Annotated in this window: 20 protein-coding genes; 15 read left to right on the top strand and 5 right to left on the bottom strand. The window is 72.4% G+C overall.

Translation table 11 applies throughout. The annotated features are described in order from the left end of the window. The first annotated feature begins 77 nt into the window (after positions 1-77). The 6 genes from ACFWBD_RS15170 (at position 78) to ACFWBD_RS15145 (ending at position 5019) form a co-directional block, all read left to right on the top strand. The gene (locus ACFWBD_RS15170; RefSeq protein WP_385667043.1) at positions 78-917 is read left to right on the top strand and encodes a helix-turn-helix domain-containing protein; all 840 of its coding nucleotides are present in this window, start codon (positions 78-80) and stop codon (positions 915-917) included. A gap of 89 nt (positions 918-1006) precedes the next feature. Further along, positions 1007-2476, top strand: a complete 1470-nt coding sequence (gene rimO, locus ACFWBD_RS15165) for a 30S ribosomal protein S12 methylthiotransferase RimO (RefSeq protein ID WP_385667042.1) — start codon at positions 1007-1009, stop codon at positions 2474-2476. Further along, a complete protein-coding gene (pgsA, locus tag ACFWBD_RS15160) occupies positions 2473-3309 on the top strand; it encodes a CDP-diacylglycerol--glycerol-3-phosphate 3-phosphatidyltransferase (RefSeq protein WP_385667041.1) in 837 nt (278 codons plus the stop codon). Before rimO ends, pgsA begins: the two co-directional genes overlap by 4 nt. Then, a complete protein-coding gene (locus ACFWBD_RS15155; RefSeq protein ID WP_385667040.1) occupies positions 3306-3851 on the top strand; it encodes a CinA family protein in 546 nt (181 codons plus the stop codon). Before pgsA ends, ACFWBD_RS15155 begins: the two co-directional genes overlap by 4 nt. 109 nt (positions 3852-3960) lie before the next feature. Next, on the top strand, positions 3961-4341 hold the full coding sequence (locus ACFWBD_RS15150) for a helix-turn-helix transcriptional regulator (RefSeq protein WP_351766100.1): 381 nt from the start codon (positions 3961-3963) through the stop codon (positions 4339-4341). 207 nt (positions 4342-4548) lie between these two features. Beyond that, a complete protein-coding gene (locus tag ACFWBD_RS15145) occupies positions 4549-5019 on the top strand; it encodes a Dps family protein (protein WP_385667039.1) in 471 nt (156 codons plus the stop codon). Between the two features lie 1107 nt (positions 5020-6126). Here the strand turns inward: ACFWBD_RS15145 and ACFWBD_RS15140 are convergent. The 3 genes from ACFWBD_RS15140 to ACFWBD_RS15130 all read right to left on the bottom strand — a co-directional run bounded on the left by ACFWBD_RS15140 (position 6127) and on the right by ACFWBD_RS15130 (position 12856). Beyond that, entirely contained in the window at positions 6127-6891 is a 765-nt protein-coding gene (locus ACFWBD_RS15140) for an SDR family NAD(P)-dependent oxidoreductase (RefSeq protein ID WP_385667038.1), read from the bottom strand. 119 nt (positions 6892-7010) lie between these two features. After that, a complete protein-coding gene (locus tag ACFWBD_RS15135; protein ID WP_385667037.1) occupies positions 7011-7853 on the bottom strand; it encodes an Fpg/Nei family DNA glycosylase in 843 nt (280 codons plus the stop codon). 44 nt (positions 7854-7897) lie between these two features. Beyond that, a complete protein-coding gene (locus tag ACFWBD_RS15130) occupies positions 7898-12856 on the bottom strand; it encodes an ATP-dependent helicase (RefSeq protein WP_385667036.1) in 4959 nt (1652 codons plus the stop codon). 191 nt (positions 12857-13047) lie between these two features. Here ACFWBD_RS15130 and ACFWBD_RS15125 point away from each other — a divergent pair, with 191 nt between their 5' ends. The 3 genes from ACFWBD_RS15125 to ACFWBD_RS15115 are packed head-to-tail and all read left to right on the top strand — an operon-like array spanning position 13048 to position 14980. After that, a complete protein-coding gene (locus ACFWBD_RS15125) occupies positions 13048-14022 on the top strand; it encodes an AraC family transcriptional regulator (RefSeq protein ID WP_385667035.1) in 975 nt (324 codons plus the stop codon). After that, positions 13923-14675, top strand: a complete 753-nt coding sequence (locus ACFWBD_RS15120) for an AzlC family ABC transporter permease (RefSeq protein ID WP_385667034.1) — start codon at positions 13923-13925, stop codon at positions 14673-14675. Before ACFWBD_RS15125 ends, ACFWBD_RS15120 begins: the two co-directional genes overlap by 100 nt. Beyond that, on the top strand, positions 14672-14980 hold the full coding sequence (locus ACFWBD_RS15115) for an AzlD domain-containing protein (RefSeq protein ID WP_385667033.1): 309 nt from the start codon (positions 14672-14674) through the stop codon (positions 14978-14980). Before ACFWBD_RS15120 ends, ACFWBD_RS15115 begins: the two co-directional genes overlap by 4 nt. Before the next feature lie 63 nt (positions 14981-15043). On the opposite strand, the gene ACFWBD_RS15110 is transcribed toward ACFWBD_RS15115, so the two are convergent. Further along, entirely contained in the window at positions 15044-15988 is a 945-nt protein-coding gene (locus ACFWBD_RS15110) for a hypothetical protein (RefSeq protein ID WP_385667032.1), read from the bottom strand. A gap of 79 nt (positions 15989-16067) precedes the next feature. Between ACFWBD_RS15110 and ACFWBD_RS15105 the strand changes: the two genes are divergently transcribed. Then, positions 16068-16262 (top strand): DUF3046 domain-containing protein, encoded by a 195-nt coding sequence (locus ACFWBD_RS15105; protein WP_385667031.1) that lies wholly within the window; start codon positions 16068-16070, stop codon positions 16260-16262. 60 nt (positions 16263-16322) lie between these two features. Continuing rightward, complete coding sequence (locus tag ACFWBD_RS15100) at positions 16323-17576, top strand: AI-2E family transporter (protein ID WP_385667030.1); 1254 nt, start codon at positions 16323-16325, stop codon at positions 17574-17576. Positions 17577-17588: 12 nt separating this feature from the next. Here ACFWBD_RS15100 and ACFWBD_RS15095 read toward each other — a convergent pair whose 3' ends face one another. Further along, entirely contained in the window at positions 17589-18431 is an 843-nt protein-coding gene (locus tag ACFWBD_RS15095) for a hypothetical protein (RefSeq protein WP_385667029.1), read from the bottom strand. 356 nt (positions 18432-18787) lie between these two features. Here ACFWBD_RS15095 and recA point away from each other — a divergent pair, with 356 nt between their 5' ends. From recA to ACFWBD_RS15075, 4 genes are all read left to right on the top strand, one after another. Then, positions 18788-19936 (top strand): recombinase RecA, encoded by a 1149-nt coding sequence (recA, locus tag ACFWBD_RS15090; protein ID WP_385667028.1) that lies wholly within the window; start codon positions 18788-18790, stop codon positions 19934-19936. Positions 19937-19939: 3 nt separating this feature from the next. Beyond that, the gene (gene recX, locus ACFWBD_RS15085) at positions 19940-20731 is read left to right on the top strand and encodes a recombination regulator RecX (RefSeq protein ID WP_385667027.1); all 792 of its coding nucleotides are present in this window, start codon (positions 19940-19942) and stop codon (positions 20729-20731) included. Between the two features lie 126 nt (positions 20732-20857). Further along, complete coding sequence (locus tag ACFWBD_RS15080; RefSeq protein ID WP_385667026.1) at positions 20858-21607, top strand: winged helix-turn-helix domain-containing protein; 750 nt, start codon at positions 20858-20860, stop codon at positions 21605-21607. Continuing rightward, complete coding sequence (locus ACFWBD_RS15075) at positions 21604-24141, top strand: FtsX-like permease family protein (RefSeq protein ID WP_385667025.1); 2538 nt, start codon at positions 21604-21606, stop codon at positions 24139-24141. Before ACFWBD_RS15080 ends, ACFWBD_RS15075 begins: the two co-directional genes overlap by 4 nt. Positions 24142-24199 lie beyond the last annotated feature (58 nt).

Here is a 24199-nt window from a genome sequence, read left to right as displayed (position 1 = left end):
CCGGTTGCCCCTCCCTTTGGCACCCCCCCTAGACTGAACCTCCAGCACAGGTGGCTACACGCTCGAAAGGCGCCCCCGTGTCCATCGGCAACTCCCCTGAAGACGAGCGTCCGTTCGAAGACCCGTCCGAGGAAGCCCCCCTCTCCATCGGCCGCGCCCTGAAGCAGGCCCGCATCACGGCCGGGCTGACCGTCGATGACGTCAGTTCCGCCACCCGGGTCCGCATCGCCATCATCCACGCCATCGAGTCCGACGATTTCGCCCCCTGCGGGGGGGACGTCTACGCCCGCGGGCACATCCGGACCCTGGCCAGGGCCGTCCACCTCGACCCCGCCCCGCTGATGGAGCGGTTCGACGACACCCACGGCGGCCGTCCGGCGCCGACCCCGGCCGCGCCCCTCTTCGAGGCGGAACGTATCCGCCCCGAGCGGCGCGGACCGAACTGGACCGCGGCCATGGTCGCCGCGATCGTCGCCGTGGTCGGCTTCGTCGGCTTCACCGCCTTCACGGGCGGCGACGACGACGGGTCGAAGGAGCAGGTCGCCGAGGGCACCACTCCCGCGACCGGCAAGACCGCCTCACCCACGACGAAGACCGACAAGCCCGTCGGCCAGAAGCCGGAACCCTCCGACAGCGCCATCGCCGCGGCCCCCCAGGACAAGGTGACCGTCCAGGTCAGCGCCACCGACGGCCGCAGCTGGGTCGCCGCCAAGGACCACAACGGCCGGCTGCTCTTCGACGGCCTGCTCAAGCAGGGCGACTCCAAGACCTTCCAGGACAGCGAGAAGATCAACCTCGTCCTCGGCGACGCCGGTGCGATCGATCTCTACGTCAACGGCAAGAAGCTCGACGACGATTTCCGGCCCGGCGCCGTGGAGCGGCTGACGTACACGAAGGGCGACCCTCAGGTCGGATAGGCCAGGCGTGCCTTCGGGTGTACGGGGTTGGCGAAGATCGCCAACCCCGTCGACGTTCGGTGTCGGTGGGACAAAGTAGTCTTGAGCCCATGCCTGAACGCCGTACCGTCGCACTGGTCACCCTTGGCTGCGCCCGTAACGAGGTGGACTCGGAGGAGCTCGCAGGCCGTTTGGAGGCGGACGGCTGGCAGCTCGTGGAGGCCGCCGAGGACGCGGACGTCGCCGTCGTCAACACCTGCGGCTTCGTCGACGCCGCCAAGAAGGACTCCGTGGACGCCCTGCTGGAGGCCAACGACCTCAAGGGGCATGGCAGAACCCAGGCCGTCGTGGCGGTGGGCTGCATGGCCGAGCGGTACGGCAAGGAACTCGCCGAGGCCCTGCCCGAGGCCGACGGTGTGCTCGGCTTCGACGACTACTCCGACATCTCCGACCGCCTCCAGACCATCCTGAACGGCGGCATCCACGCCTCCCACACCCCGCGCGACCGGCGCAAGCTGCTGCCGATCAGTCCGGCGGAGCGGCAGGATTCGGCCGCGTCGGTCGCCCTGCCCGGGCACGGGCCGAACGATCTTCCCGAGGGTGTGGCCCCGGCCTCCGGCCCCCGCGCGCCCCTGCGCCGCCGGCTCGACGGCGCCCCGGTCGCCTCGGTCAAGCTCGCCTCCGGCTGCGACCGGCGCTGCACCTTCTGCGCCATCCCGTCCTTCCGCGGTTCCTTCATCTCGCGCCGGCCGAGCGATGTGCTGAACGAGACGCGGTGGCTGGCCGAGCAGGGCGTCAAGGAGATCATGCTGGTCTCCGAGAACAACACCTCCTACGGCAAGGACCTCGGCGACATCCGGCTGCTGGAGTCGCTGCTGCCCGAACTGGCGGACGTCGACGGCCTCGAGCGGGTGCGTGTCAGCTACCTCCAGCCGGCCGAGATGCGGCCCGGCCTGATCGACGTGCTGACCTCGACGCCGAAGATCGCGCCCTACTTCGACCTGTCCTTCCAGCACTCGGCGCCCGGCGTGCTGCGCGCGATGCGCCGCTTCGGCGACACCGACCGCTTCCTGGAACTGCTCGACACCATCCGGAGCAAGGCGCCCCAGGCGGGTGTGCGCTCCAACTTCATCGTGGGCTTCCCCGGCGAGTCCGAGGCCGACCTGGCCGAGCTGGAGCGTTTCCTGAACGGCGCGCGCCTCGACGCGATCGGCGTCTTCGGCTACTCCGACGAGGAGGGCACCGAGGCCGCGACGTACGACGACAAGCTCGACGTGGACGTCGTGGCCGAGCGGCTCGCCCGGGTCTCCCGACTCGCCGAGGAGCTGGTCTCGCAGCGGGCCGAGGAGCGGGTCGGCGAGACCGTGCACGTACTGGTCGAGTCGGTGGACGAGGAGGGCGTGTACGGCCGTGGGGAGCACCAGGCTCCGGAGACGGACGGCCAGGTGCTGCTCACATCGGGCGAAAACTTGAGCGTCGGTCGTATGGTCGAGGCGAAGGTGGTCGGTACGGAAGGTGTCGACCTGGTGGCCGAGCCCCTGCCGGGCTCGATCGGGTGTAGTGAGGAGGCGGGCAGATGACGGGTGTTCCGGCATCGGCTGCGGGCGGCTCCTCGCAGGCCTCACCGGCTTCGCAGACCTCCCCGCCCTCGACCTCACCGGTCTCGCAGACCTCACCGGGTTCCCCGGGTTCGCAGGCCGCCGCGCAGGCGGCGGGAGCCGTGGTGGTTCCCTCGGGAGTGCCGGCCGGCGCGGCCGCGATCGCCGATCCGGAGGACGGCGGCAGGCCGCCGCGGGGTGCGAAGCTGGCAGCCGCCGCCGTCAACCAGGCGAGCGTGTGGAACATCGCCAATCTGCTGACCATGCTTCGGCTGATCCTGGTGCCCGGCTTCGTAGCGCTGATGCTGGCCGACGGCGGCTACGACCCGGCATGGCGGGCGTTCGCCTGGGCGGCGTTCGCGATCGCCATGATCACCGACCTGTTCGACGGTCATCTGGCGCGGAGGTACAACCTCGTCACCGACTTCGGGAAGATCGCCGACCCCATCGCCGACAAGGCGATCATGGGAGCGGCGCTGATCTGCCTCTCCTCGCTCGGCGACCTGCCGTGGTGGGTGACGATCGTGATCCTCGGCCGGGAACTCGGGATCACGCTGCTGCGTTTCCTGGTCATCCGGTACGGGGTCATCCCGGCGAGCCGGGGCGGCAAGCTGAAGACGCTCACGCAGGGCGTGGCGGTCGGGATGTACGTCCTGGCGCTGACGGGGTGGCTGGCCACCCTGAGGTGGTGGGTGATGGCCGCGGCGGTCGTCCTGACCGTGGTGACCGGGCTCGACTACGTGAGACAGGCCGTGGTGCTGCGCAGGCAGGGAATCGCCGAGCGCAAGGCCGCGTCGGAGGAGACGCAAGCGTGAATTCCCCGGCCGCCGACGTGGTGCGACTGCTCACGGTGAGGGGAGAGACGCTCGCCGTGGCCGAGTCGCTGACCGGTGGCCTGGTCGCGGCGGAGATCACCACGATCCCCGGCGCGTCCAAGGCCTTCCGTGGTTCCGTGACCGCCTACGCCACCGACCTCAAGCACGGCCTGCTCGCGGTCGACGCGGACCTGCTGGCCGCGCACGGAGCCGTGGACGCCCAGGTCGCGGCCCAGATGGCCGCCGGAGTGCGGAAGGCGCTGGGGGCCGACTGGGGCATCGCGACCACGGGCGTCGCCGGCCCCGACCCCCAGGACGGACAGCCGGTGGGGACGGTTTTCGTGGCGGTGGACGGCCCTTTCGGGGCGGATTCCGGTTCCGCCGGCGGCGGAAAAGTGGAGGCCCTGCGGTTGAACGGCGACCGGGCGGAAATTCGTAGAGAGAGTGTACGGAGCGTACTCGCACTGCTCCTGACAGAGCTTGTCGGCGAACACGCCGGGAACGAGCGGGCACAGGATACGGAACAGAACGGGGGGTTTTGATGTTTGCAGCCCTGAGTGAACACGACATCGCTCCCCGCACGGCCGCAGCGCGAGGCGGTACGGTGGGGCGTGAAGGATGCGGCTACGCGGTCCGAGGAGGGAGCCACCGATGATTCTGCTCCGTCGCCTGCTGGGTGACGTGCTGCGTCGGCAGCGCCAGCGCCAGGGCCGTACTCTGCGCGAAGTCTCCTCGTCCGCCCGAGTCTCACTCGGCTATCTCTCCGAGGTGGAGCGGGGGCAGAAGGAGGCATCCTCCGAGTTGCTCTCCGCCATCTGCGACGCGCTGGACGTACGGATGTCCGAGCTCATGCGGGAAGTGAGCGACGAGCTCGCTCTCGCCGAGCTGGCTCAGTCTGCTGCCGCCACCCCCAGGGAGCCTGTACCGACGTCGGTTCGTCCGATGCTGGGTTCCGTATCGGTGACCGGTGTGCCACCGGAGCGGGTGACCATCAAGGCACCCGCCGAGGCGGTGGACGTGGTCGCCGCGTGACATTCACGCGCGCGGGCGTGTGACGCGTGAGCGTGTGACGCGACGCAGGCACGTATGTAGGCATGTGTGAGGCCCCGGCCGGGGCCTCTCCGGGAAGATCCGGAGAGGGTGCGGCCGGGGTCTTTCGCGTCCGTCGTCCGTTTGCCGGTGCGAGGTGCCGCGGTCATCGTGGAGGGGCACGACGGGGGCCAACCACCGGAGGTACGGATGAACGTCGTGAAAAGTCCCCTGTCCGACGCCGACCTGAAGACCGTCGCGGAGGCGTTGCAGGGCGCGCTCGTCGACCTGGTCGACCTGTCGCTTGTCGCCAAGCAGGTCCACTGGAACGTTGTCGGGCCCCGTTTCCGGTCCGTCCACCTCCAACTCGACGAGGTCGTGGACGTCGCCCGCACCCACTCCGACACCGTTGCGGAGCGTGCCTCGGCGCTGGGTGTCTCGCCGGACGGACGTGCGGCGACGGTGGCGGCCGGCAGCGGGATCGGCGCGGCGCCGGGGGGCTGGGTCAAGGACTCCGACGCGGTGGGCACGCTCGTCGCCGCTCTGGGCGCGGTGATCACCCGGATGCGGGAACGGGTGGCGGCCACGGGTGACGCGGATCCTGTGAGCCAGGACATCTTCATCGGGATCACCGGCGATCTCGAGAAGCATCACTGGATGTTCCAGGCGGAGAGCGTGTGAGACGGCAGGGGCGCGGGCGGCGGATCGGCTCGGCGATGCGCCGGTGTGCCGCCCGTGCGCCCTGCCTGGGGTGGGGGCGGGCGTCTAGCGTCGGTCTCTGGGGAGGCGCGGGGGGTTACTGGGTGTCGTGGTGAGGCTCGGGCTGGAGGCGACGGCCATGGTGGGGCGAATAGCGGGGCGAGGGGCCGCGCTGGGGCTGGGCCTGGGGCTGGGCGTGGCGTGGTGGTGGGCCGTGCTGAGGCTCGCCGTGGCGCCCGACGCCGGGGCGCTGGAGGGTGCGGTAGCCGCCGGAGGATGGGGGCTGAGCCTGCTCCCGGTGCACTGCGTGGCCAAGGCGCGTGCGGTGGGGGCGGTCGGGGAGGGGCGATGGAAAGCCGCTTGGCGGGGCGTCGTGGGGGGGTGGGAGAGCCGACGGTGAGGGCGGCGGGGACGGTCGGGGCGCGGGGGACGGCGGCGGGGCTGTGGGGGACGGCGGCGGGGCGGCAGGTGGGGCTGTGGGGGAGCCGCCGGGTCGAAGGTGTCTGTGGATGGGGGCCGGGTGGCCTGTCCCGGGTGGGGTGAGTAGGCGGCTGGGCGGCGCCGCCCTGGTCCTCGGCGCGGCGCTCGGCCTGAATGCTCTGTGCTCCTGTCTGGAACACGCTCCCGGCTGGAACACGGTCTCGGGTTGGGCGGGCTGAAGGGCAGCACTGGCTGGGGAATCTGGGGAGTCTGGGGGTGTGGGCGGCGGGCGGCGGGCGGCGAGTGGCTGTGGACTGGCGGCTGTGGGCTTGGCAGAGGGCTGGGCGCCGGGGAGCCTGTTGTGGAGTGGGGCCTGGGAGGAGGCCGAGGCCGTCGCGGGCGGGTTGGCGATGTGTGGACGGCCTCCGGTTCGGGGTGGGGGCCTGGTAGTGCGGTCGAGCCGGGGTGTGTGGCTGGGAGGCCGGGGTGGGTCGGGACGAGGTGGGGCGGGTGCGGGTGCGGGTGCGGTGAGGTGGGTCGGGGCTGGGTGGAGCGGGGGTGCGGTGGGGCTGGGGGGTGGGTCGGGGCTGGGTGGGGTGCGGGTGCGGTCGGTCTGGGGGGGAGTGTTGCGGATATTGAGGGGGCCGAGAAGGTGTCTGGAGGTGGTGGTTACCAGGGCATGGCTACGCCGCCGTTCGGGCGCAGGATCTGGCCCGTTGTGAACGCCGACGCGTCCGAGGCCAGGTGGAGCACGGCGTGAGCGATGTCCTCGGGTTCACCGACCCGGCCCAGCGGCGACATACGCGCCATGAGCGCCTCGGTGTGCGCCTGTGCGCCGGCGTCGTGGCGGTCGGTCATGGGGGTGCGGATCCAGCCCGGGGCGACGGCGTTGACGCGGATGCCGTGCCGGCCGACCTCAGTCGCCAGAGTCTTCGTCAACTGGACCACGGCCGCCTTGGCGACGCCGTAGCAGAGCAGGCCGGGGCCGCCGGTGTCCACGGCACCCGAGGCCATGGTGACGATGCTGCCGCCGGTGTCGCGCGCCAGCATCAGACGGGCCGCCTCCTGGCAGGCGTACAGCACACCTTTGAAGTTGACGGCCAGGACCCGGTCGAGATCCTCGTCCCGGGTCTCCAGGACCGGACTGCTGTGCATGATCCCGGCGACGGCGGCCATGACGTCCAGCCGCCCGCAGGACTCGACGGCCTGCCGGACCTGGGCGCGATCGGTGACGTCGATAGGGTGGGTGCGGGCCGTGCCGCCCCGGTCCTTGATCAGCGTCGCCGTCTCGTGCAGGCCCTGCTCGTCGCGGTCCGCGCCGTGCACGGTGGCGCCCGCCTGGGCGAGCAGCACGGCGCAGGCGCGGCCTATTCCGCTCGCGGCGCCGGTGACGAATGCGGTGCGTCCGGTGAGGTCGTACGCCTTGACGGCCATGAAAGGACGGTACGAGGGTTTCTGACGGTCCGTCAATTATGATGGCATGTCCGGGTGCTGGAGAGACTGGACGGGCTCGGGACGGCAACACGGTTTCGCGGAACGGTCGTTGTGGAGGGTCAACGGGGGGTGCGGGGGCGGAGGCGACGCGTCGGCGGGGAGCCCGGTGCCGGGACGGGGCCGATCTGGCAGACGGGGCACCAGTAGGTCGGGCGCTCACGGGAGCCGTCGCCCTGGTCGGCGACCCGGACCTGTGTTCCGCAGCGCAGGCAGGGGCGGGGTGCGCGGCCGTAGACGAACAGGTTCTGGCCGCGGCGGCCTGTCGTGTTGCGGACCGGACGGTCGCGGTTGGCCTCCAGGAGCTTCTTCGCGAGGGCGGGCAGCTTCGCGGCGCGGTCGGCGGGGAGCACGCCGACGGGGAGCCATGGGGTGACACCGAGGAGGAAGCAGAGCTCGCTCTTGTACACGTTGCCTATGCCGGCGAGGTTGCGCTGGTCGAGCAGGGCCTCGCCGAGGGAGCGGGCGGGGTCCGTCAGGAGGTTGGCGAGGGCTCGCTCGGGGTTCCAGTCGGGGCCCAGCAGGTCGGGGCCGAGATGACCGACGGCTCGTGACTCGTCGGCGGTGCGCAACAGTTCGAGGACGGGGAGGCGGTAACCGACGGCGGTGCGGTCGTGGGTGCCGAGGATCGCCCGGATCTGGTGCGCCGGGCCGCCGGTCCAGCGCTGGTCGTTCGTGAACACCTTCCAGGAGCCGTCCATCCGCAGGTGTGAGTGGAGCGTCAGGTCGCCTTCGACGCGGGTGAGGAGATGTTTGCCGCGTGCAGTGACGTCCAGGACGGTGCGGCCACTGAGGTCGGCGGTGGCGTACTTGGGCACCCGGAGGTCCGAGCGGGTCAGTACCTTGCCCGCGAGGGCGTCGTGCAGTCGCCTCGTGGCCTGCCAGACCGTGTCACCTTCGGGCATGGGTCAAGGGTGACACGCGAGTCGCTCCGGGCGGAGTGCGGCGGTCATGCGCGCAGTCGCAGACCGCGAGGGGTCGCGATGAAGCCCGCTCCTTCCAGCAGGGTGCCGATGGGGGAGGTGAGGGCCGAGGCGCCGTTGACGCGCTCCACCGTGACCGTGCCGAGGGAGCCGGCACGCGCGGCGTCCGCGAGAGCCTCCGCGGCGGTGTGCAGGCGTGGGTCGTCGGTGGGGGTGCCCTCGCCGTCCGGGGTGGAGGGCCAGGCCAGCAGGGTCTTGCCGCCGCGCTCCATGTAGAGCGTCAGTTCGCCGTCCACGAGCACTACCAGGGAGCCGGCCTTGCGGCCCGGCTTGTGCCCGGCGCCGCTCGGCGGTTCGGGCCAGCCCAGGGCGGCGCCGTACGCGTTCGCCGGGTCGGCGGCGGCGAGGACTACGGCACGGGAGACGCCGGACGGGGTGCCGTGGCGGTTGCGGTTCTGGGCGTGCCGGGGGTTGCGTTGGTCGGGGAAGCCTGAGCCGTTCGGACCGCTTGAGCCGTTCGGGAAGCCGCTGCCTCCGCGGGGGCCGCCTGCGCCCGGGGAGGCGAAGTCGCGGGGCGAGACGTACTCGTCCGGCGAGGCGGGGGCTGCCGGGGCGTCGAAGGGGGAGGGGGGGCCGGCGTCGAGGCCCGGGACGTCCCAGGCGTCGTCGGACGGGGAGCCGTCGGGGAAGGCGAAGCCGTCCGAGGAACTCCTCGCCGAGTTCGGGCCGGGCAGCGGCTCGCCGCGGTCGCGGGCGTTGGCCACCGCGCGGAGTCGGTCCACGGCGCCGTCCATGGCGAACTGTGCTGCGCCGAGGCCTTCGACGACGTACCCGCGACGGGCCTGACCGCTCTCCTCGAAGACGGACAGAATGCGGTACGTCGCCGAGAAGCCGCCTTCGACGCCCTCGGCCGCGACCGCGCCCCGCGTCACCACGCCGTGTCGGTCGAGGAGGGTACGGGCGAGGGCGTGGGCGCGGACCGTGGGGTCGGGCTCGTGGGCCGGCAGGAGGGACCAGCGTCCGGCGACGGTCGGGGGGCCGCTGCGGGAAGCGGGGCGGGCCGCGGCCGTCAGCGAGCCGTAGCGACCGCGCGGGACGCTGCGCTTGGCGCGGTGGGCCGTGGAGCCGGCCGTGCGCCCCGAGCCCAGCAGGGCGCGCAGGGGGGTGAGTGTGTCGTTGGTGAGCCGACCGGACCAGGCCAGGTCCCAGACGGTGTCGGCGAGCTGCGGGTCGGTGGCGTCGGGGTGTGTGGTGGCGCGGACCTGGTCGGCGATCTGGCGGAAGAACAGGCCGTAGCCCCCGGAGAGGGCGTCCAGGACCGACTGGTGCAGTGCCGTCAGCTCCAGAGGGTGGGGCGGCGACAGGAGCAGGGGCGCAGCGTCCGCCACGTAGAGGGAGATCCAGCCGTCCTTGCCGGGGAGGGCGCCCGCTCCGGCCCAGAGCACCTCTCCGGCCGCGGTGAGTTCGTCGAGCATCGCCGGGGCGTAGTCCCGCACACGGGAGGAAAGGACGAGCTTCTCCAGGGCCGAGGCGGGCACCGACGCGCCCTGGAGCTGCTCTACGGCGCGCACCAGTCCGTCGGCGCCGCGCAGGGAGTGGCCCTTGCCGATGTGCTGCCACTGGGGCAGGAACTGGGCCAGCGCGGGCGGCGGGACCGGCTCCAGCTCGTGCCGCAGGGCGGCCAGGGAGCGGCGGCGCAGCCTGCGCAGGACCGTCGCGTCGCACCACTCCTGGCCGATGCCGGCCGGGTGGAACTCGCCCTGGACGACGCGCCCGCCCGCCGCGAGCCGCTGGAGGGCGCCCTCGGTCACCGCCACGCCGAGGCCGAAGCGGGCGGCCGCGCCCGCCGAGGTGAACGGGCCGTGGGTGCGTGCGTAGCGAGCGAGGAGGTCGCCGAGCGGGTCCTTGACGGGTTCCGTGAAGGCTTCCGGCACACCTACCGGGAGTGCCGTGCCGAGTGCGTCCCGCAGCCGGCCCGCGTCCTCGATCGCGGCCCAGTGGTCGGCGCCGGCGATACGGACCCGGATGGCGCGGCGGGCGGCGGCCAGTTCCTGCGCCCAGTGGGGTTCGGCGCCGCGCTCGGCCAGCTCGGCGTCGGTGAGCGGGCCGAGGAGGCGCAGGATGTCCGCGATGCCTTCGGTGTCCTTCACCCGGCGGTCCTCGGTGAGCCACTGGAGTTCCCGCTCCAGTTCCGTGAGGACCTCGGCGTCGAGCAGTTCGCGCAGTTCCGCCTGGCCGAGCAGCTCGGCGAGCAGGCGTGAGTCCAGGGAGAGGGCGGCCGCGCGGCGCTCGGCGAGCGGGGAATCCCCTTCGTAGAGGAACTGGGCGACGTAGCCGAAGAGGAGGGAGCGGGCGAAGGGCGACGGCTCCGGGGTGGTGACCTCGACCAGGCGTACCTTGCGGGCTTCCAGGTCGCCCATCAGCTCCACGAGGCCGGGAACGTCGAAGACGTCCTGAAGGCACTCGCGGACCGCTTCCAGGACGATCGGGAACGAGCCGTACTCGCTCGCCACCTGGAGCAGTTGGGCGGCGCGCTGGCGCTGCTGCCACAGCGGGGTGCGCTTGCCGGGGCTGCGGCGCGGCAACAGCAGCGCGCGGGCGGCGCACTCGCGGAAGCGGGCCGCGAACAGGGCCGAGCCGCCGACCTGATCGGTGACGATCTGATCGACCTCGCCCTTGTCGAAGACGACGTCCGCCGCGCCGACGGGTGCCTGCTCGGCGTCGTATTCCGTGCCGGCCTTCGTCGGCTCCCGGTCGAGCAGGTCCAGGCTCATGAGGTCGGCGTCCGGCAGCCGCAGGACGATGCCGTCGTCGGCGTGCATGACCTGGGCGTCCATGCCGTAGCGCTCGGAGAGTTTGGCGCCCAGTGCGAGGGCCCAGGGGGCGTGGACCTGGGCGCCGAAGGGGGAGTGCACGACGACCCGCCAGTCGCCCAGTTCGTCCCGGAAGCGCTCCACGACGATCGTGCGGTCGTCAGGGACATGCCCGCAGGCCTGGCGCTGCTCGTCCAGGTAGGAGAGCACGTTGTCGGCCGCCCAGGTGTCCAGCCCCGCGGTGAGCAGCCGGAGCCGGGCGTCCTCCTTGGACAGGGAGCCGACCTCGCGCAGGAACGTGCCCACCGCGCGGCCGAGCTCCAGCGGGCGACCCAGCTGGTCGCCCTTCCAGAACGGCAGACGGCCCGGGACTCCGGGGGCGGGGGAGACCAGGACCCGGTCGCGGGTGATGTCCTCGATGCGCCAGGAACTGGTGCCGAGCGTGAAGACGTCGCCCACGCGCGACTCGTACACCATCTCCTCGTCGAGCTCGCCGACCCGGCCGCCGCCCTTCTTGGGGTCGGCCCCCGCCAGGAAGACGCCGAACAGGCCCCGGTCGGGGATCGTGCCCCCGGAGGTGACGGCGAGACGCTGGGCGCCGGGGCGGCCGGTGACCGTGCCGGCGACGCGGTCCCACACGACGCGCGGGCGCAGCTCGGCGAACGCGTCGGACGGGTAGCGGCCGGCCAGCATGTCCAGGACCGCCGTGAACGCGGACTCCGGGAGGGACGCGAACGGGGCGGCACGGCGGACCGTGGTCAGCAGGTCGTCGACCTGCCAGGTGTCGAGCGCCGTCATGGCGACGAGTTGCTGCGCCAGGACGTCCAAGGGGTTGGCGGGGACCTTCAGGGCCTCGATCGAGCCCGTGCGCATCCGCTCGGTGACCACCGCGGCCTGGACGAGGTCACCGCGGTACTTCGGGAAGACCACGCCGGTGGACACCGCGCCCACCTGGTGTCCCGCGCGGCCGACGCGCTGGAGGCCCGAGGCCACCGAAGGCGGGGACTCGACCTGGACGACGAGATCCACCGCGCCCATGTCGATGCCGAGCTCGAGGCTGGAGGTCGCCACGACGGCGGGCAGCCGGCCCGCCTTGAGGTCCTCCTCCACCAGGGCGCGCTGTTCCTTCGAGACCGAGCCGTGGTGGGCGCGCGCGATGACGGGCGGGGCGCCCTGGGCCGCGCCCGAGCCGCCCATGAGCTCGGCGGGGGAGTGGTGCTCGTCCAGCGGCTCGCCGGTGGCCCGCTCGTAGGCGATCTCGTTGAGCCGGTTGCACAGGCGTTCGGCGAGTCGGCGGGAGTTGGCGAACACGATCGTGGAGCGGTGGGCCTGGACGAGGTCCGCGATCCGCTCCTCGACATGCGGCCAGATCGACGGGCGCTCCGCCCCTTCGGAGCCTTCGGCGACCGGGGAGCCGCCCAGCTCGCCCAGGTCCTCCACCGGGACGACGACCGAGAGGTCGAACTGCTTGCCGGACTTCGGCTGGACGATCTCCACCTTGCGGTGCGGGGAGAGATAGCGCGCCACCTCGTCGACCGGCCGGACCGTGGCCGACAGGCCGATGCGGCGGGCCGGCTTCGGCAGCAGTTCGTCCAGCCGCTCCAGGGAGAGCGCCAGGTGCGCGCCGCGCTTGGTGCCCGCCACGGCGTGCACCTCGTCCAGGATCACCGTTTCGATACCCGTCAGCGCGTCGCGCGTGGCCGACGTCAGCATCAGGAACAGCGATTCGGGGGTCGTGATCAGGATGTCCGGGGGGCGGGTGGACAGCGCGCGGCGCTCGGCGGGCGGGGTGTCGCCGGAGCGGATGCCGACCTTGACCTCCGGCTCGGGCAGGCCGAGACGTACGGATTCCTGGCGGATGCCCGTCAGGGGGCTGCGCAGGTTGCGCTCCACGTCGACCGCGAGGGCCTTGAGGGGGGAGACGTAGAGGACTCGGCAGCGCTTCTTCGGGTCGGCGGGAGGGGGCGCCGAGGCGAGCTGGTCCAGGGCGGCCAGGAAGGCGGCCAGGGTCTTCCCGGAGCCGGTCGGGGCCACCACCAGCACGTCCGAGCCCTCGCCGATAGCCTGCCACGCGCCCGCCTGGGCCGCGGTGGGCGCGGAGAACGCCCCCGTGAACCAGCCGCGGGTCGCGGGGGAGAAGCCGTCGAGGGCTCGGTGTGCGGAGCTGACCATGCGTCCATCCTGCACCCGGCCACTGACAATTCCTCTGACCTGCGCAGATACGGCGTCTCTCGCGCCCGGGCCGTCGGCGTTCGCCGTGCGGCGGGGGCCGCGGCGGCCGGCGTCGCGGTGGCCCGGGAGGCGCGGTGACCCGGAGGCGCTGTGGCGCGGCCGTCCGGCGGCGCGTCGCGGAGAATGGGTAGGTGGCGCATTCGGGTCCTGGACCGGGCGAGCTGGCGCGGCACTGGCGGTATGCGGAGCTGCCCGGTGTCGATCTGCTGCGGGCCCGGTATGTCCGCAAGACGTTCGTAAGGCACACCCACGAGCACTTCGTGATCGCAGGCATCGCCGAGGGGGTGGAGGTCTTTCACCACCGTGGGGCCGATCAGTACGCGGGGGCCGGGGCGCTCGCACTGGTCAACCCGGACACGCCGCACACGGGGCGGGCCGGGGTGCCGGAGGGCTGGCGGTACGGGGCCGTGTATCCGTCGCCCGACGTGGTGGCCGAGATCGCGGCCGAGACCACGACGCTTCGGGGTGACCCGGGATTCGTCAGTCCCGTGCTGGACGACGCGTACGCCGTCGGTCTGGTGCACCAGGTGCTCCGAGCCGCTGAGGAGGGCAACGCGCTGGCCGCCGACACGCTCCTGCGGGTGGCGGTGACGCGGCTGCTGCGGCTCAACGGCGGGCCGCTGCCGCAGCGGGAGGTGCGGTCGGCCGGGGCACGGATCGCCGCCCGCGCGCGTGGCGTGCTGGAGGAGCGGTTGGCCGATCCGCCGACGCTGGAGGAACTGGCCGCGGACCTGGGGACCAGCTCGTTCGCGCTGCTGCGGGCCTTCCGGGACGCATACGGGCTGCCGCCCCATGCCTGGCTGACCGATGCCCGTGTGCGGCGGGCGCGGCGGCTGCTGGACGCGGGGACCGCACCCGCGGAGGCGGCCGTCGAGGTGGGATTCACCGACCAGCCGCACCTGAACCGCCACTTCGCCCGGATCGTCGGAGTCCCTCCGGGGGCGTACCAGCGTGAGCGCAAGAACGTACAAGACCCACCCGGAGGGCTGCTCGTACCGTCGTGGCCGTGGCAGAACAGACAGCTCTCACGGACATACGCGCCGACGGCGGAGGACGGCCCGACGCCGCCGTCGTACGGGACGCCCTCGGGGTCGGGATCGCCGTAGGACTCTCCGGGTTCGCCTTCGGGGTGACCTCGGCGGGCAGCGGACTCTCGGTGTGGCAGACCTGCGCGCTCAGTCTCCTCGTCTTCACGGGGGCGTCCCAGTTCGCGCTCGTCGGGGCGCTGGCGGCGGGCGGCAATCCCCTGACGGCGGCTGCGGGCGCCTTCTTCCTGGGCGTGCGCAACGCTTTCTACGGCCTGCGTCTGTCGCAGTCGCTGGCGCTCCCGCGCGCGGTGCGCCCGTTCGCCGCCCAATGGGTGATCGACGAGACGGCGGCGGTCTCCCTCGCCCAGCCCGGACGGCGTGCCGCGCGCATCGGCTTCGGCGTCACCGGGCTGACTCTCTACGTGCTGTGGAACCTCACCACGCTGCTGGGCGCCCTGGGCGCCGAAGCCATCGGGGACACGGACGCGTGGGGGCTCGACGCGGCCGGGCCCGCCGTCTTCCTGGCGCTGCTCGCGCCCATGCTGAAGACCACCGCCGAGCGGGCCGTCGCCGGGCTCGCGGTGCTCCTGGGGCTGGGCCTGCTGCCCGTGCTGCCCGCCGGAGTGCCCGTGCTGGCGGCCGCGCTCGCCGCGCCGGTCGTCCTGTACCTCGAGGGTCGGCGTCAGGGCGGCGAGGCCGGTGGGGTCGACACGGGGGAGAAGGAGCGTTGAACACCTGGATCGCGATCGGCGCGACCGCTCTCGGCTGCTACGCCGTCAAGCTCGCCGGACTGCTCGTCCCCGCGGGCCTTCTCGAACGGTCCCTCGTCAGGCGGTTCGCCGCCCTGCTCCCCGTGGCCCTGCTCGCCGCCCTCACCGCCCAGCAGACCTTCGCGGACGGGCAGGCACTCGTGCTGGACGCGAGGGCCGCGGGGCTCACCGCGGCCGTCGTCGCCCTCGTGCTGCGGGCTCCCTTCCTGCTGGTCGTCGCGGCCGCCGTGGTGGTGACGGCGGGAGTCCGGGCCCTGGGCGGGTGAGAGACAGGGCAAGGCAAGGAAGGCCGGTCCAGGTGATGGGCGGCGCCGGCGGCACGGGCGGGATCAGCCGATGGCGCGGCCGTAGGCCCTGAGGGTGCGCAGGGCCTCGATCGTCACGATGGGGCGGGCCTCCAGGGCGGTGCCGGGTGCCCAGTGGCGCCACCGGATGGGCCAGCCGCCGTCCTGCTGCTGATCGCCGGCGAGGTGGTCCAGGGAGCGTGCCATCTCGTCGTCGGTGAACCACGCCCGCGCGAGGGAGTGCGGTGTCCGCGCGAAGTCGTACGGGAAGTGGTGCTCGCCGGGGGCGTAGCCGGGTGCGACCGGATACCCGTCCAGGTGGTCCGGGTCCAGCACCGCGAGCCGGTGCGCGCGCACCAGGCGGCCCAGACGGTCGGCGGCCGCCTCCGCGCGCGGGCGGTCGGAGGCGGAGTCCAGGAAGGCCACGGCGGCCTGGATCTCGTACGGGTGGGACCGCCCCAGGGAATCCACCGCCTGCCAGCAGAAGTCCGTGGCCCTGAACAGCCAGGCGTGCCATACGTCGTTGCGGTGCAACACACCCACCACCGGCCCGGTGGACAGAAGGTCGCTGGGCGGGTCGTCCACGATCGGAATGAAGGGGGCCGCCGGGTACCCGCGCTGGCTGGGATGGATCGCCGGCAGTGCGCCGTCGCCGGTGGAGACCGAGGTCAGGTAGCGGCACACCCGCTCCACGCGTTGGCCGCCGAGGCGCCCGACGCAGTCCAGGACGCGCAGTGCCCGCGCGGTGTGCAGGGGCTGGCTCACGGGGCCGCGCAGATCGGGCTCCAGCGCGTGGCCGTATCCGCCGTCCTCGTTGCGGTAGGCGTCGAGGGCGGTCTCGACGGGGTCGGCGGCGCCGTGCAGGAAGTCGTGCGCGAAGAGGCGCTGCTCCAGCACGCGCGCGGTGAGCCAGACGAAGTGCTCGGCGCGGAAGAGGGGGGAGCGCGCCGGGGGCGTCGGGGGGAGTGGGGATGCTCCGGATTCGGCCATGCGTCAGACCGTAGGGCGGAAAGCGGTCTCGGCAGGCGGTCCCGGCGAGGGCCACCCCCGCGCGCGGGATACTGATGTCATGCGGTTGACGGTCTTCTGGCAGCGAATGGACGAGCACTTCGGCGCGGGGTACGCCGAGACGTTCGCGCGCGATCACGTGATGGCGGAACTCGGCGGACGCACGGTGCACGAGGCGCTGGCGCGCGGCTGGGAGGCCAAGGACGTGTGGCGCGTGGTGTGCACGGTGATGAACGTTCCACAGGAGATGCGCTGATCCCACAGGAAGACCGCAGGCGGTTCTCCGATTGTCGGTGCCGTAGGCGAGACTTGGTCCGTGGCACCCACTGACGAGACCGGGCAGGTCGCCCGGCACACATCCCCGCTCGGCGCGACGCCGCCCACCGGACCGCCCCCGGCCGAAGGCGGCGCCGGGCAGGGCGCGCGCATGCCCCGCTGGCTTCCGCGCGCCATGGTGCTCGCGCTCGCTCTCATCGGTGTGTTCCAACTGGGTCTGTGGGCCTTCCACCAGCTCATCGGTTTGCTGCTCAACATCCTGATCGCGTTCTTCCTGGCCCTCGCCATAGAGCCGGCGGTCAGTCGGATGTCGGCCCGGGGGATGCGCAGGGGGCTGGCCACCTTCCTGGTCTCCTTCGGCCTGCTGATCGTGGTCGCCGGCTTCTTCACGCTGCTGGGTTCGATGCTCGCGGGTCAGATCATCAAGATGATCGAGGGCTTTCCGGAGTACCTCGACTCGGTGATCAACTGGGTCAACACCACGTTCCACACCGACCTCAGGCGCGTGGACATCCAGGAGGGCCTGCTCCACTCCGAGTGGCTGAGGAAGTACGCCCAGAACAGCGCCGCCGGGGTGCTGGACGTCTCCACACAGGTCCTCGGCGGTCTCTTCCGGCTGCTGACCATCGCCCTGTTCTCGTTCTACTTCGCCGCCGACGGACCGCGCCTGCGCCGCGCGCTGTGCTCCGTCCTGCCGCCCGCCCGGCAGGCCGAGGTGCTGCGGGCGTGGGAGATCGCCGTCGACAAGACCGGCGGCTATCTGTACTCGCGCGGGCTGATGGCGTTGATCTCAGGCGTCGCGCACTACGTGCTGCTCGAGGCCCTCGGCATTCCGTACGCGCCCGTGCTCGCCGTCTGGGTCGGCGTGGTCTCGCAGTTCCTCCCCACCATCGGTACCTATCTCGCGGGCGCCCTGCCCATGCTGATCGCCTTCACGGTCTCGCCCCTGTACGCGCTGTGGGTGCTTGTCTTCGTCGTGGTCTACCAGCAGTTCGAGAACTACATGCTCCAGCCCAAGCTGACCTCGAAGACCGTCGACATCCATCCCGCGGTCGCCTTCGGCTCCGTCATCGCGGGCACCGCCCTGCTCGGGGCCGTCGGCGCGCTGATCGCCATCCCGGCGGTCGCGACGCTCCAGGCGTTCCTGGGCGCCTACGTGAAGCGTTACGACGTCACGGACGACCCCCGCGTCCACGGACACCGGGGACGCGGGGAGGGGCCGCTCACGCGCGCGCGGCAGCTGTGGGGGCGGGTGCGGCACCGGCCGGAAGGGTCGCGGGACGAGTCCGGCTGAGGGGAGCGGCAGTCAGTACCTGAGGACCGCCCACACTCCGGCCGCGGCGACCGCGGCCACGTAGCAACCCACCGCCGCGGCTACGATCCGCCGGCGTACGGCCTCGCTCCAGGGCGTGCGGGACAGCAGCCAGGCCAGGGCGGGCAGCACCAGGACGGCGTGCAGGCTCACCCCGTGCAGGGGCTTGAGCGAGGCCGTCGAGTGGTACGCCGCCTCCTGGTGTCCGGTGCGGGAGAGCACGACACCGCGCGCGATCATCGCCGCCCCCGAGGCGAGCGCGACGAGCAGGACCGCGAAACCGGAGCGCACCGCGAGGGCCATCCCGGCCGGGCCGGTCGGCCGGTGCCGGAAGGACGCCACGGCGAACCAGGCGAGCAGCACCACGAGGACCCCGCCGCCGACCGCCAGCGTCATGGACACGGCCGTGTCGAAGGGCGTCTCCGTGTCCAGGTGCGAGGGCACTTTGCGCCACGCCTGGAGGGTGATGCCCGTGACCTCCACGACGCAGTCGGCGGCGAACGCCCCGAGCAGCGCGGCACACAGCCGTGGTCCGACACGCACGTACGAGGTGACCCGGACGACCGCGAGGAGCGTCACCCCGAAGGCGAGTCCGAAGGTCACCGGCTTGCGCCAGGAGACGGGCCCGTTCCAGGGGCCGCCGTCGACGGCGAACACCACGAGGTGGACGAGCCCGGAGAGGATCAGCAGGAGCGCCGTCGCCTCGTAGAGGTGGTATCGGCGGTATCGGGGGTACCGGAGGTACTGGTGGTACCGGCTGTCCAGGGGGCGTGGGTGCGGGATCGGGTGCCCGGTTGCCGCTCCGCCGCGGGCGTGTCCGGTCTTCTGCTGGTCCATGCACCGAGCGTCCCGGCCACGTCGTACGCCGTCGTCGTCCCGCCGAAGACACCCGCCGTACGCCCGGGGAAGCAGCCGGCTCACGCGGGACGAGAGGCCCGCGTGAGCCGGGTCGGACGGTGTTGTCGGCGCGTGAACGTAGCCTCGGAAGTGCCGCGTGGTGCGCTTGACACGGAAATCGAACATCCATTCTTATTAAAGCTCCGGTGAGACGCTGGTCGGGTGTTCCGTCCCGGTTTGGACGGAGAAGCGCCCGAGTTATCCACAGGCCGGACCGGCGTCGGGGCGCATTGTCAGTGGCAGGCGTTAGCGTCTTTGACGTGAAGCGATCGACTCAAGCAAACCGGGTGGAACCCATGGCAGGAACCGACCGCGAGAAGGCACTGGATGCCGCACTCGCACAGATTGAACGGCAGTTCGGCAAGGGCGCCGTGATGCGTCTCGGCGAGCGACCGAACGAGCCCATCGAGGTCATCCCCACCGGGTCGACCGCACTCGACGTCGCCCTCGGGGTCGGCGGGCTGCCGCGTGGCCGCGTGGTGGAGGTGTACGGCCCGGAGTCCTCCGGTAAGACGACGCTGACGCTGCACGCCGTGGCGAACGCGCAGAAGGCCGGCGGACAGGTCGCCTTCGTGGACGCGGAGCACGCCCTCGACCCCGAGTACGCGAAGAAGCTCGGCGTCGACATCGACAACCTGATCCTCTCGCAGCCGGACAACGGCGAGCAGGCCCTCGAGATCGTGGACATGCTGGTCCGCTCCGGCGCCCTCGACCTCATCGTCATCGACTCCGTCGCCGCGCTCGTCCCGCGCGCCGAGATCGAGGGCGAGATGGGTGACAGCCACGTCGGTCTCCAGGCCCGTCTGATGAGCCAGGCACTGCGGAAGATCACCAGCGCGCTCAACCAGTCCAAGACCACCGCGATCTTCATCAACCAGCTCCGCGAGAAGATCGGCGTGATGTTCGGCTCCCCGGAGACCACCACCGGTGGCCGGGCGCTGAAGTTCTACGCCTCGGTGCGCCTCGACATCCGTCGCATCGAGACCCTGAAGGACGGTACGGACGCGGTCGGCAACCGCACGCGCGTCAAGGTCGTCAAGAACAAGGTCGCGCCGCCCTTCAAGCAGGCCGAGTTCGACATCCTCTACGGGCATGGCATCAGCCGCGAGGGCGGTCTGATCGACATGGGCGTGGAGAACGGCTTCGTCCGCAAGGCCGGCGCCTGGTACACGTACGAGGGCGACCAGCTGGGACAGGGCAAGGAGAACGCCCGTAACTTCCTGAAGGACAACCCCGACCTCGCCAACGAGATCGAGAGGAAGATCAAGGAGAAGCTGGGCGTCGGCGTGCGTCCGGAGGAGCCCGCCGCCGAGCCGGCCGCGGCCACTGCGGCCACCGCGGGCACCGCGGGCACCGCGGGCCCGCCCGCGGACGACGCCGCCAAGCCGGTTCCGGCTGCCGCGGCCAAGACGGCCAAGACCAAGGCCGCGGCCGCCAAGAGCTGATCCGTGACGCGACGAACGGACTGGGCCGAGTACGTCTCCCCCGACGCCCCCCGGGGGGCGGGGGGCGGGGCCGACGGCGGCCCCGCCCAGGCCGGCGGCGACCGGCCGGAGAGCGGCTCGCACCGTGCTGAGGGGACGGACGGCGACGCCCGGCCCCGTGGCGGCCGGGCGCGGCGCGGCGGCGAGGGAGGTCCACGCGGGGGGCGTGGGCGCCGTCGGCGCGGCTTCGCGGAACCGTCCGCCGAGGACGAGGGCACCTCTTCCTCGTCGAGGGGCGGGCAGGGGGAGCCTTCAGGGGATCCGGCTGAGCGGGCACGGGCGATCTGCCTGCGCCTGCTCACCGGGACCCCGCGCACCCGGAAGCAACTCGCTGACGCCCTGAGGAAACGGGAGATCCCGGACGACGTGGCGGAGGAGGTGCTCTCGCGGTTCGAGGAGGTCGGGCTGATCAACGACGGCGCCTTCGCGGACGCCTGGGTGGAGTCCCGGCACCACGGCCGGGGGCTGGCCCGGAGAGCGCTCGCCCAGGAGCTGCGGACCAAGGGGGTCGACTCGGAACTGATCGAAGAGGCCGTCGGCCAGCTCGACTCCGATCAGGAGGAGGCGACGGCGCGCGAGCTCGTCGCCCGCAAGCTGTGCTCGACCCGTGGTCTCGACCGCGACAAACGGCTGCGCCGCCTCGCCGGCATGCTCGCGCGCAAGGGCTACCCCGAGGGCATGGCCCTGCGAGTGGTCCGCCGGGCACTGGAGGAGGAGGGCCAGGACACGGAGTTCCTGGACGACGAGGGGTTCTGAACGAGGGGTTCTGAACGAGGGGTGCCCAACGCGGCGTTCTCCGGCAGTGGGGTGGGGACAACCCCCCACTGAGGACGCCGGGCCACCGCAGTGCACAAGCAGCTGTGCACAGGCGAGTGTGTGCGCATGTCCCAGGAACCCGGTGCCAACGAGCCCCCGGACGCGGAACACGCCTCCGTGGCCCCCGCCGAACTCGGCGACCTCGCCGCTCTCAGGGCGCTCGCCCAGCCGCGCCGTCAGCGCATGCTCGAACACCTCACCCTGCACGGCCCGGCCACCTCGGCGACCCTCGCCCGCGCCCTCGGCCTGAACACCGGATCCACCAGCTACCACCTGCGTGAGCTGGCCAGGTACGGCTTCGTCGAGGAGGCCCACACAGAGAGGTCCGCGCACCGGGGCGAGAACGGCGAGAACCCGGCCGAAGCGCGGCACGCGGAGCCGTCCACGCATCGGGAGCGCTGGTGGCGGGCGGTCCCCGGGGACCGCCGGTTCCCGCCGCGCAGCCGTCAGAGTCCCGAGATGCGGCTCGTCATGGACGAGCTGAACCACCATGCCTACGCAGCCGATCTGGACCTCTTCGAGCGGCTCCAGCGGGACGCGGAGGAGGACGGCCCGTGGGCGGACGCGTTCCCCTACTCACGCGGCACCATCCGGCTCACACTGCCCGAACTCCGGGACCTCTTCGAGGAGTACATCGCTCTCCTCAACCGCTACAAGCGACCCGAATCAGCGACACCAGCGGGCGCGCGCGCCCTCCTCACCCGCTTCCTCGCCTTCCCCGCCTCCCCTCCCGATCCCACCCCCTCCGTCGCCCTCTCCGTCACTCCCTCCACCACCCTCTCCGTCAGTGACGGAAGCGAGGTCGATCCCTCATGATGCTGCGCTACGCCCTGAAGACCGTTCGTGCCCGCAAAGCGGGCTTCCTGGGCCCCTTCCTCGCGCTGCTGTGCGCGGCCGCCCTGATCAGTGCGTGCGGGACCCTCCTGGAGACGGGGCTGCGGGGCACCATCCGCACCGAGCGCTATGCCGCGTCGCCGGTCGTGGTCTCCGCCGACCAGAACGTCCACCGGACCACCGTCAAGCACAAGAAGGGCAAGACCAAGGTCAAGCACAAGGCCAAACCCATCGCCGAACGCGCCTGGCTCCCGGCCGTTCTCGAGCGCAGACTCACCACCGCACCCGGTGTCGCTCGAGTGATCCCCGAACTCACCTTCCTCGCCGAGCCGTTGACCGCCGCCGGTACCCCGCACACCGACGGTAGGCCCGCCTACGGCCACGCCTGGGACTCCGCCGCGCTGACGCCGTACCGGCTCACCGCGGGCACCGCGCCCGCAGCCGCCACCGACGTGGTCGTCGACCGCGACCTTGCCGCACGCGCCCGCCTCGTCCCCGGCGACCGGCTCACCGTCCAGTCGACACAGGCCCCGCGCACCTACCGCGTCTCCGGCATCGCCGCCCCCGCCACAGCCGTACGCCACCAGAGCGCCCTCTTCTTCTCCACCGGCGAGGCCCGCCGTCTCGCCGCACACCCCGGGCAGGTCACCGCGTTCGGCGTGCTGCCGAAGGCGGGCACCGACCCGAGCCGGCTCCGCGAGGCCCTGGCCGCGGCGCTGCACGGCACCGGAGCCCAGGTCAGCACCGGGGACGACCGAGGGCCCGTCGAGTTCCTGGACGCCGCCGCGGCCCGCGTCAAGCTGGTCAGCATGGGCGGAGCGATGGGTGGCACCTCGCTGCTCGTGGCGGTCCTGGTGGTCGTCGGGACCTTCGCGCTCTCCGTCCAGCAGCGCCGGCGCGAACTCGCCCTGCTGCGCGCCATCGCCGCGACCTCCGGGCAGATCCGCAGCCTCCTCGGGCGCGAGGCCCTGATCGTCGCGCTGGCCGCGGGCACGGCCGGCGCGCTTCTGGGGCTTCCTCTGGGGAGTTGGCTGCACGACAGGTTCGTCGCCCTCGGCGCCGTACCGGCCACGCTTCAGCACACCGTGAGTGCCCTCCCTCCGCTCGCCGCCGTCGCCGCGACCCTGTTCGGTGCCTGGGGCTCAGCGCGGATCGCCTCCCGCCGAGTGTCCCGGATCCGCCCTGCCGAGGCGTTGGCCGAGGCCCGGACCGAGCCCACCCGGCCAGCCTGGGGGCGCCTCCTCGCCGGCCTGCTGCTGCTCGCGGCCGGGGCGGTCCTCGTCACCCTGCTCGGCTTCCTGCGCACCGAGCCCGCCTCGACGCCCGTGACATTCCTCGCCGTCGTCGTCCTGTCCACCTCCGTCGCGCTGCTCGGGCCGCTCCTGGTCAAGGCAGCCGCGTTTCTCCTCGCCGGTCCGCTGCGCCTGACCGGTCCCGGCGGCAGGCTCGCCACCGCCAACCTCCACGGGAACGCCGCCCGCATGGCCTCCGTCGTCACCCCTCTCACCCTGCTCGTCGGCATGGCCTGCACGGTGCTGTTCGTCCAGCCCACGCTCGGCGACGCGGCCCGCGCCCAGGTCCGCGAGGGCGTACGCGCCGACTGGGTCGTCGCCTCCCAGGGGCCCGGTGTGCCCGGCGAGGCGGCACGACGACTGCGTACGCAGCACGACGTCGTCACCGAAGTGGTCCGTACGACCGTCCGGGTCGGCCTCGACAAGTACGCGGCCCAGGGCGTCACTCCGGCCGCCGTCAGCCGTACCTGGGACCCCGATGTCACCGCCGGCTCCCTCGACGGGCTCACCGAGCACACCGTCGCCGTCAGTGAACTGGCCGCGGACCAGCTCCATCTGGCGCCGGGAAGCACCCTGAAGCTCACGCTCGGCGACGGCACGCCCGCCACACTCACCGTCACCGCCGTCTACGCCAGGGGTCTCGGCTTCGGCGACCTCACCTTCGCGCACGACCTGGTCGCCCGCCACGTCGACAACCCGCTCGCCTCCTCCCTGCTCGTCAGCACGACCCGTACACAGACACAACTCGCGACTACGCTGCGTGAGTTCCCGGGACTCAGGGTGATTTCCCCGACCGTCGCCGACACGCTGCGGGCCGAGCGGCAGCGGGCGAACGCCGAGGTCAACTTCCTGGCCATGGGACTCGTGCTGGCGTTCACGGCCATCGCCGTGGTCAACACGCTCGCCATGTCGGTCGCCGAGCGGGTCCGGGAGTTCGCGCTGTTGCGCCTCGCGGGGGCGACCCGTCGGCAGGTGCTGCGCATGCTGCGTACCGAGGCCCTGTCGGTCCTGCTCCTCGCCGTCGCCCTCGGCAGTGCCATCGCCGTGGCGGTCCTGACCGCGTTCAGCATCGGCATGACCGGGCGGGCGGCCCCGGCGGTCGTACCGCTCGTGTACGCCACGGTGGTCGCAGGGGCCGGGCTTCTCGCGCTGGTCGCCACCGCTGTGCCCGGACGCGTGGCGCTGAGGGTGCGCGCGGTGACGGTGGCGACGGCGAAGGAGTGAGCGACGCTCCCCTCCCTACCGGTAGAAGTGATCTCCGAGACCCCCGGGGAGCGCAGGA

It is taken from the genome of Streptomyces sp. NPDC060002 (genome assembly GCF_042737245.1).
In the GTDB taxonomy this organism is placed as follows: domain Bacteria; phylum Actinomycetota; class Actinomycetes; order Streptomycetales; family Streptomycetaceae; genus Streptomyces.
This window is presented reverse-complemented; position numbering and strand designations above follow the sequence as displayed.

What these genes read in the sequence shown, in the direction of transcription:
- ACFWBD_RS15110 (WP_385667032.1), bottom strand. Translation starts at nt 15,988, where the DNA reads ATGGCCGAATCCGGAGCATCCCCACTCCCCCCGACGCCCCCGGCGCGC.
- ACFWBD_RS15130 (WP_385667036.1), bottom strand. Translation starts at nt 12,856, where the DNA reads ATGGTCAGCTCCGCACACCGAGCCCTCGACGGCTTCTCCCCCGCGACC.
- ACFWBD_RS15105 (WP_385667031.1), top strand. Translation starts at nt 16,068, where the DNA reads ATGCGGTTGACGGTCTTCTGGCAGCGAATGGACGAGCACTTCGGCGCG.
- recA (WP_385667028.1), top strand. Translation starts at nt 18,788, where the DNA reads ATGGCAGGAACCGACCGCGAGAAGGCACTGGATGCCGCACTCGCACAG.
- ACFWBD_RS15140 (WP_385667038.1), bottom strand. Translation starts at nt 6,891, where the DNA reads ATGGCCGTCAAGGCGTACGACCTCACCGGACGCACCGCATTCGTCACC.
- rimO (WP_385667042.1), top strand. Translation starts at nt 1,007, where the DNA reads ATGCCTGAACGCCGTACCGTCGCACTGGTCACCCTTGGCTGCGCCCGT.
- ACFWBD_RS15075 (WP_385667025.1), top strand. Translation starts at nt 21,604, where the DNA reads ATGATGCTGCGCTACGCCCTGAAGACCGTTCGTGCCCGCAAAGCGGGC.
- ACFWBD_RS15145 (WP_385667039.1), top strand. Translation starts at nt 4,549, where the DNA reads ATGAACGTCGTGAAAAGTCCCCTGTCCGACGCCGACCTGAAGACCGTC.
- ACFWBD_RS15095 (WP_385667029.1), bottom strand. Translation starts at nt 18,431, where the DNA reads ATGGACCAGCAGAAGACCGGACACGCCCGCGGCGGAGCGGCAACCGGG.
- ACFWBD_RS15080 (WP_385667026.1), top strand. Translation starts at nt 20,858, where the DNA reads ATGTCCCAGGAACCCGGTGCCAACGAGCCCCCGGACGCGGAACACGCC.
- ACFWBD_RS15135 (WP_385667037.1), bottom strand. Translation starts at nt 7,853, where the DNA reads ATGCCCGAAGGTGACACGGTCTGGCAGGCCACGAGGCGACTGCACGAC.
- pgsA (WP_385667041.1), top strand. Translation starts at nt 2,473, where the DNA reads ATGACGGGTGTTCCGGCATCGGCTGCGGGCGGCTCCTCGCAGGCCTCA.
- ACFWBD_RS15150 (WP_351766100.1), top strand. Translation starts at nt 3,961, where the DNA reads ATGATTCTGCTCCGTCGCCTGCTGGGTGACGTGCTGCGTCGGCAGCGC.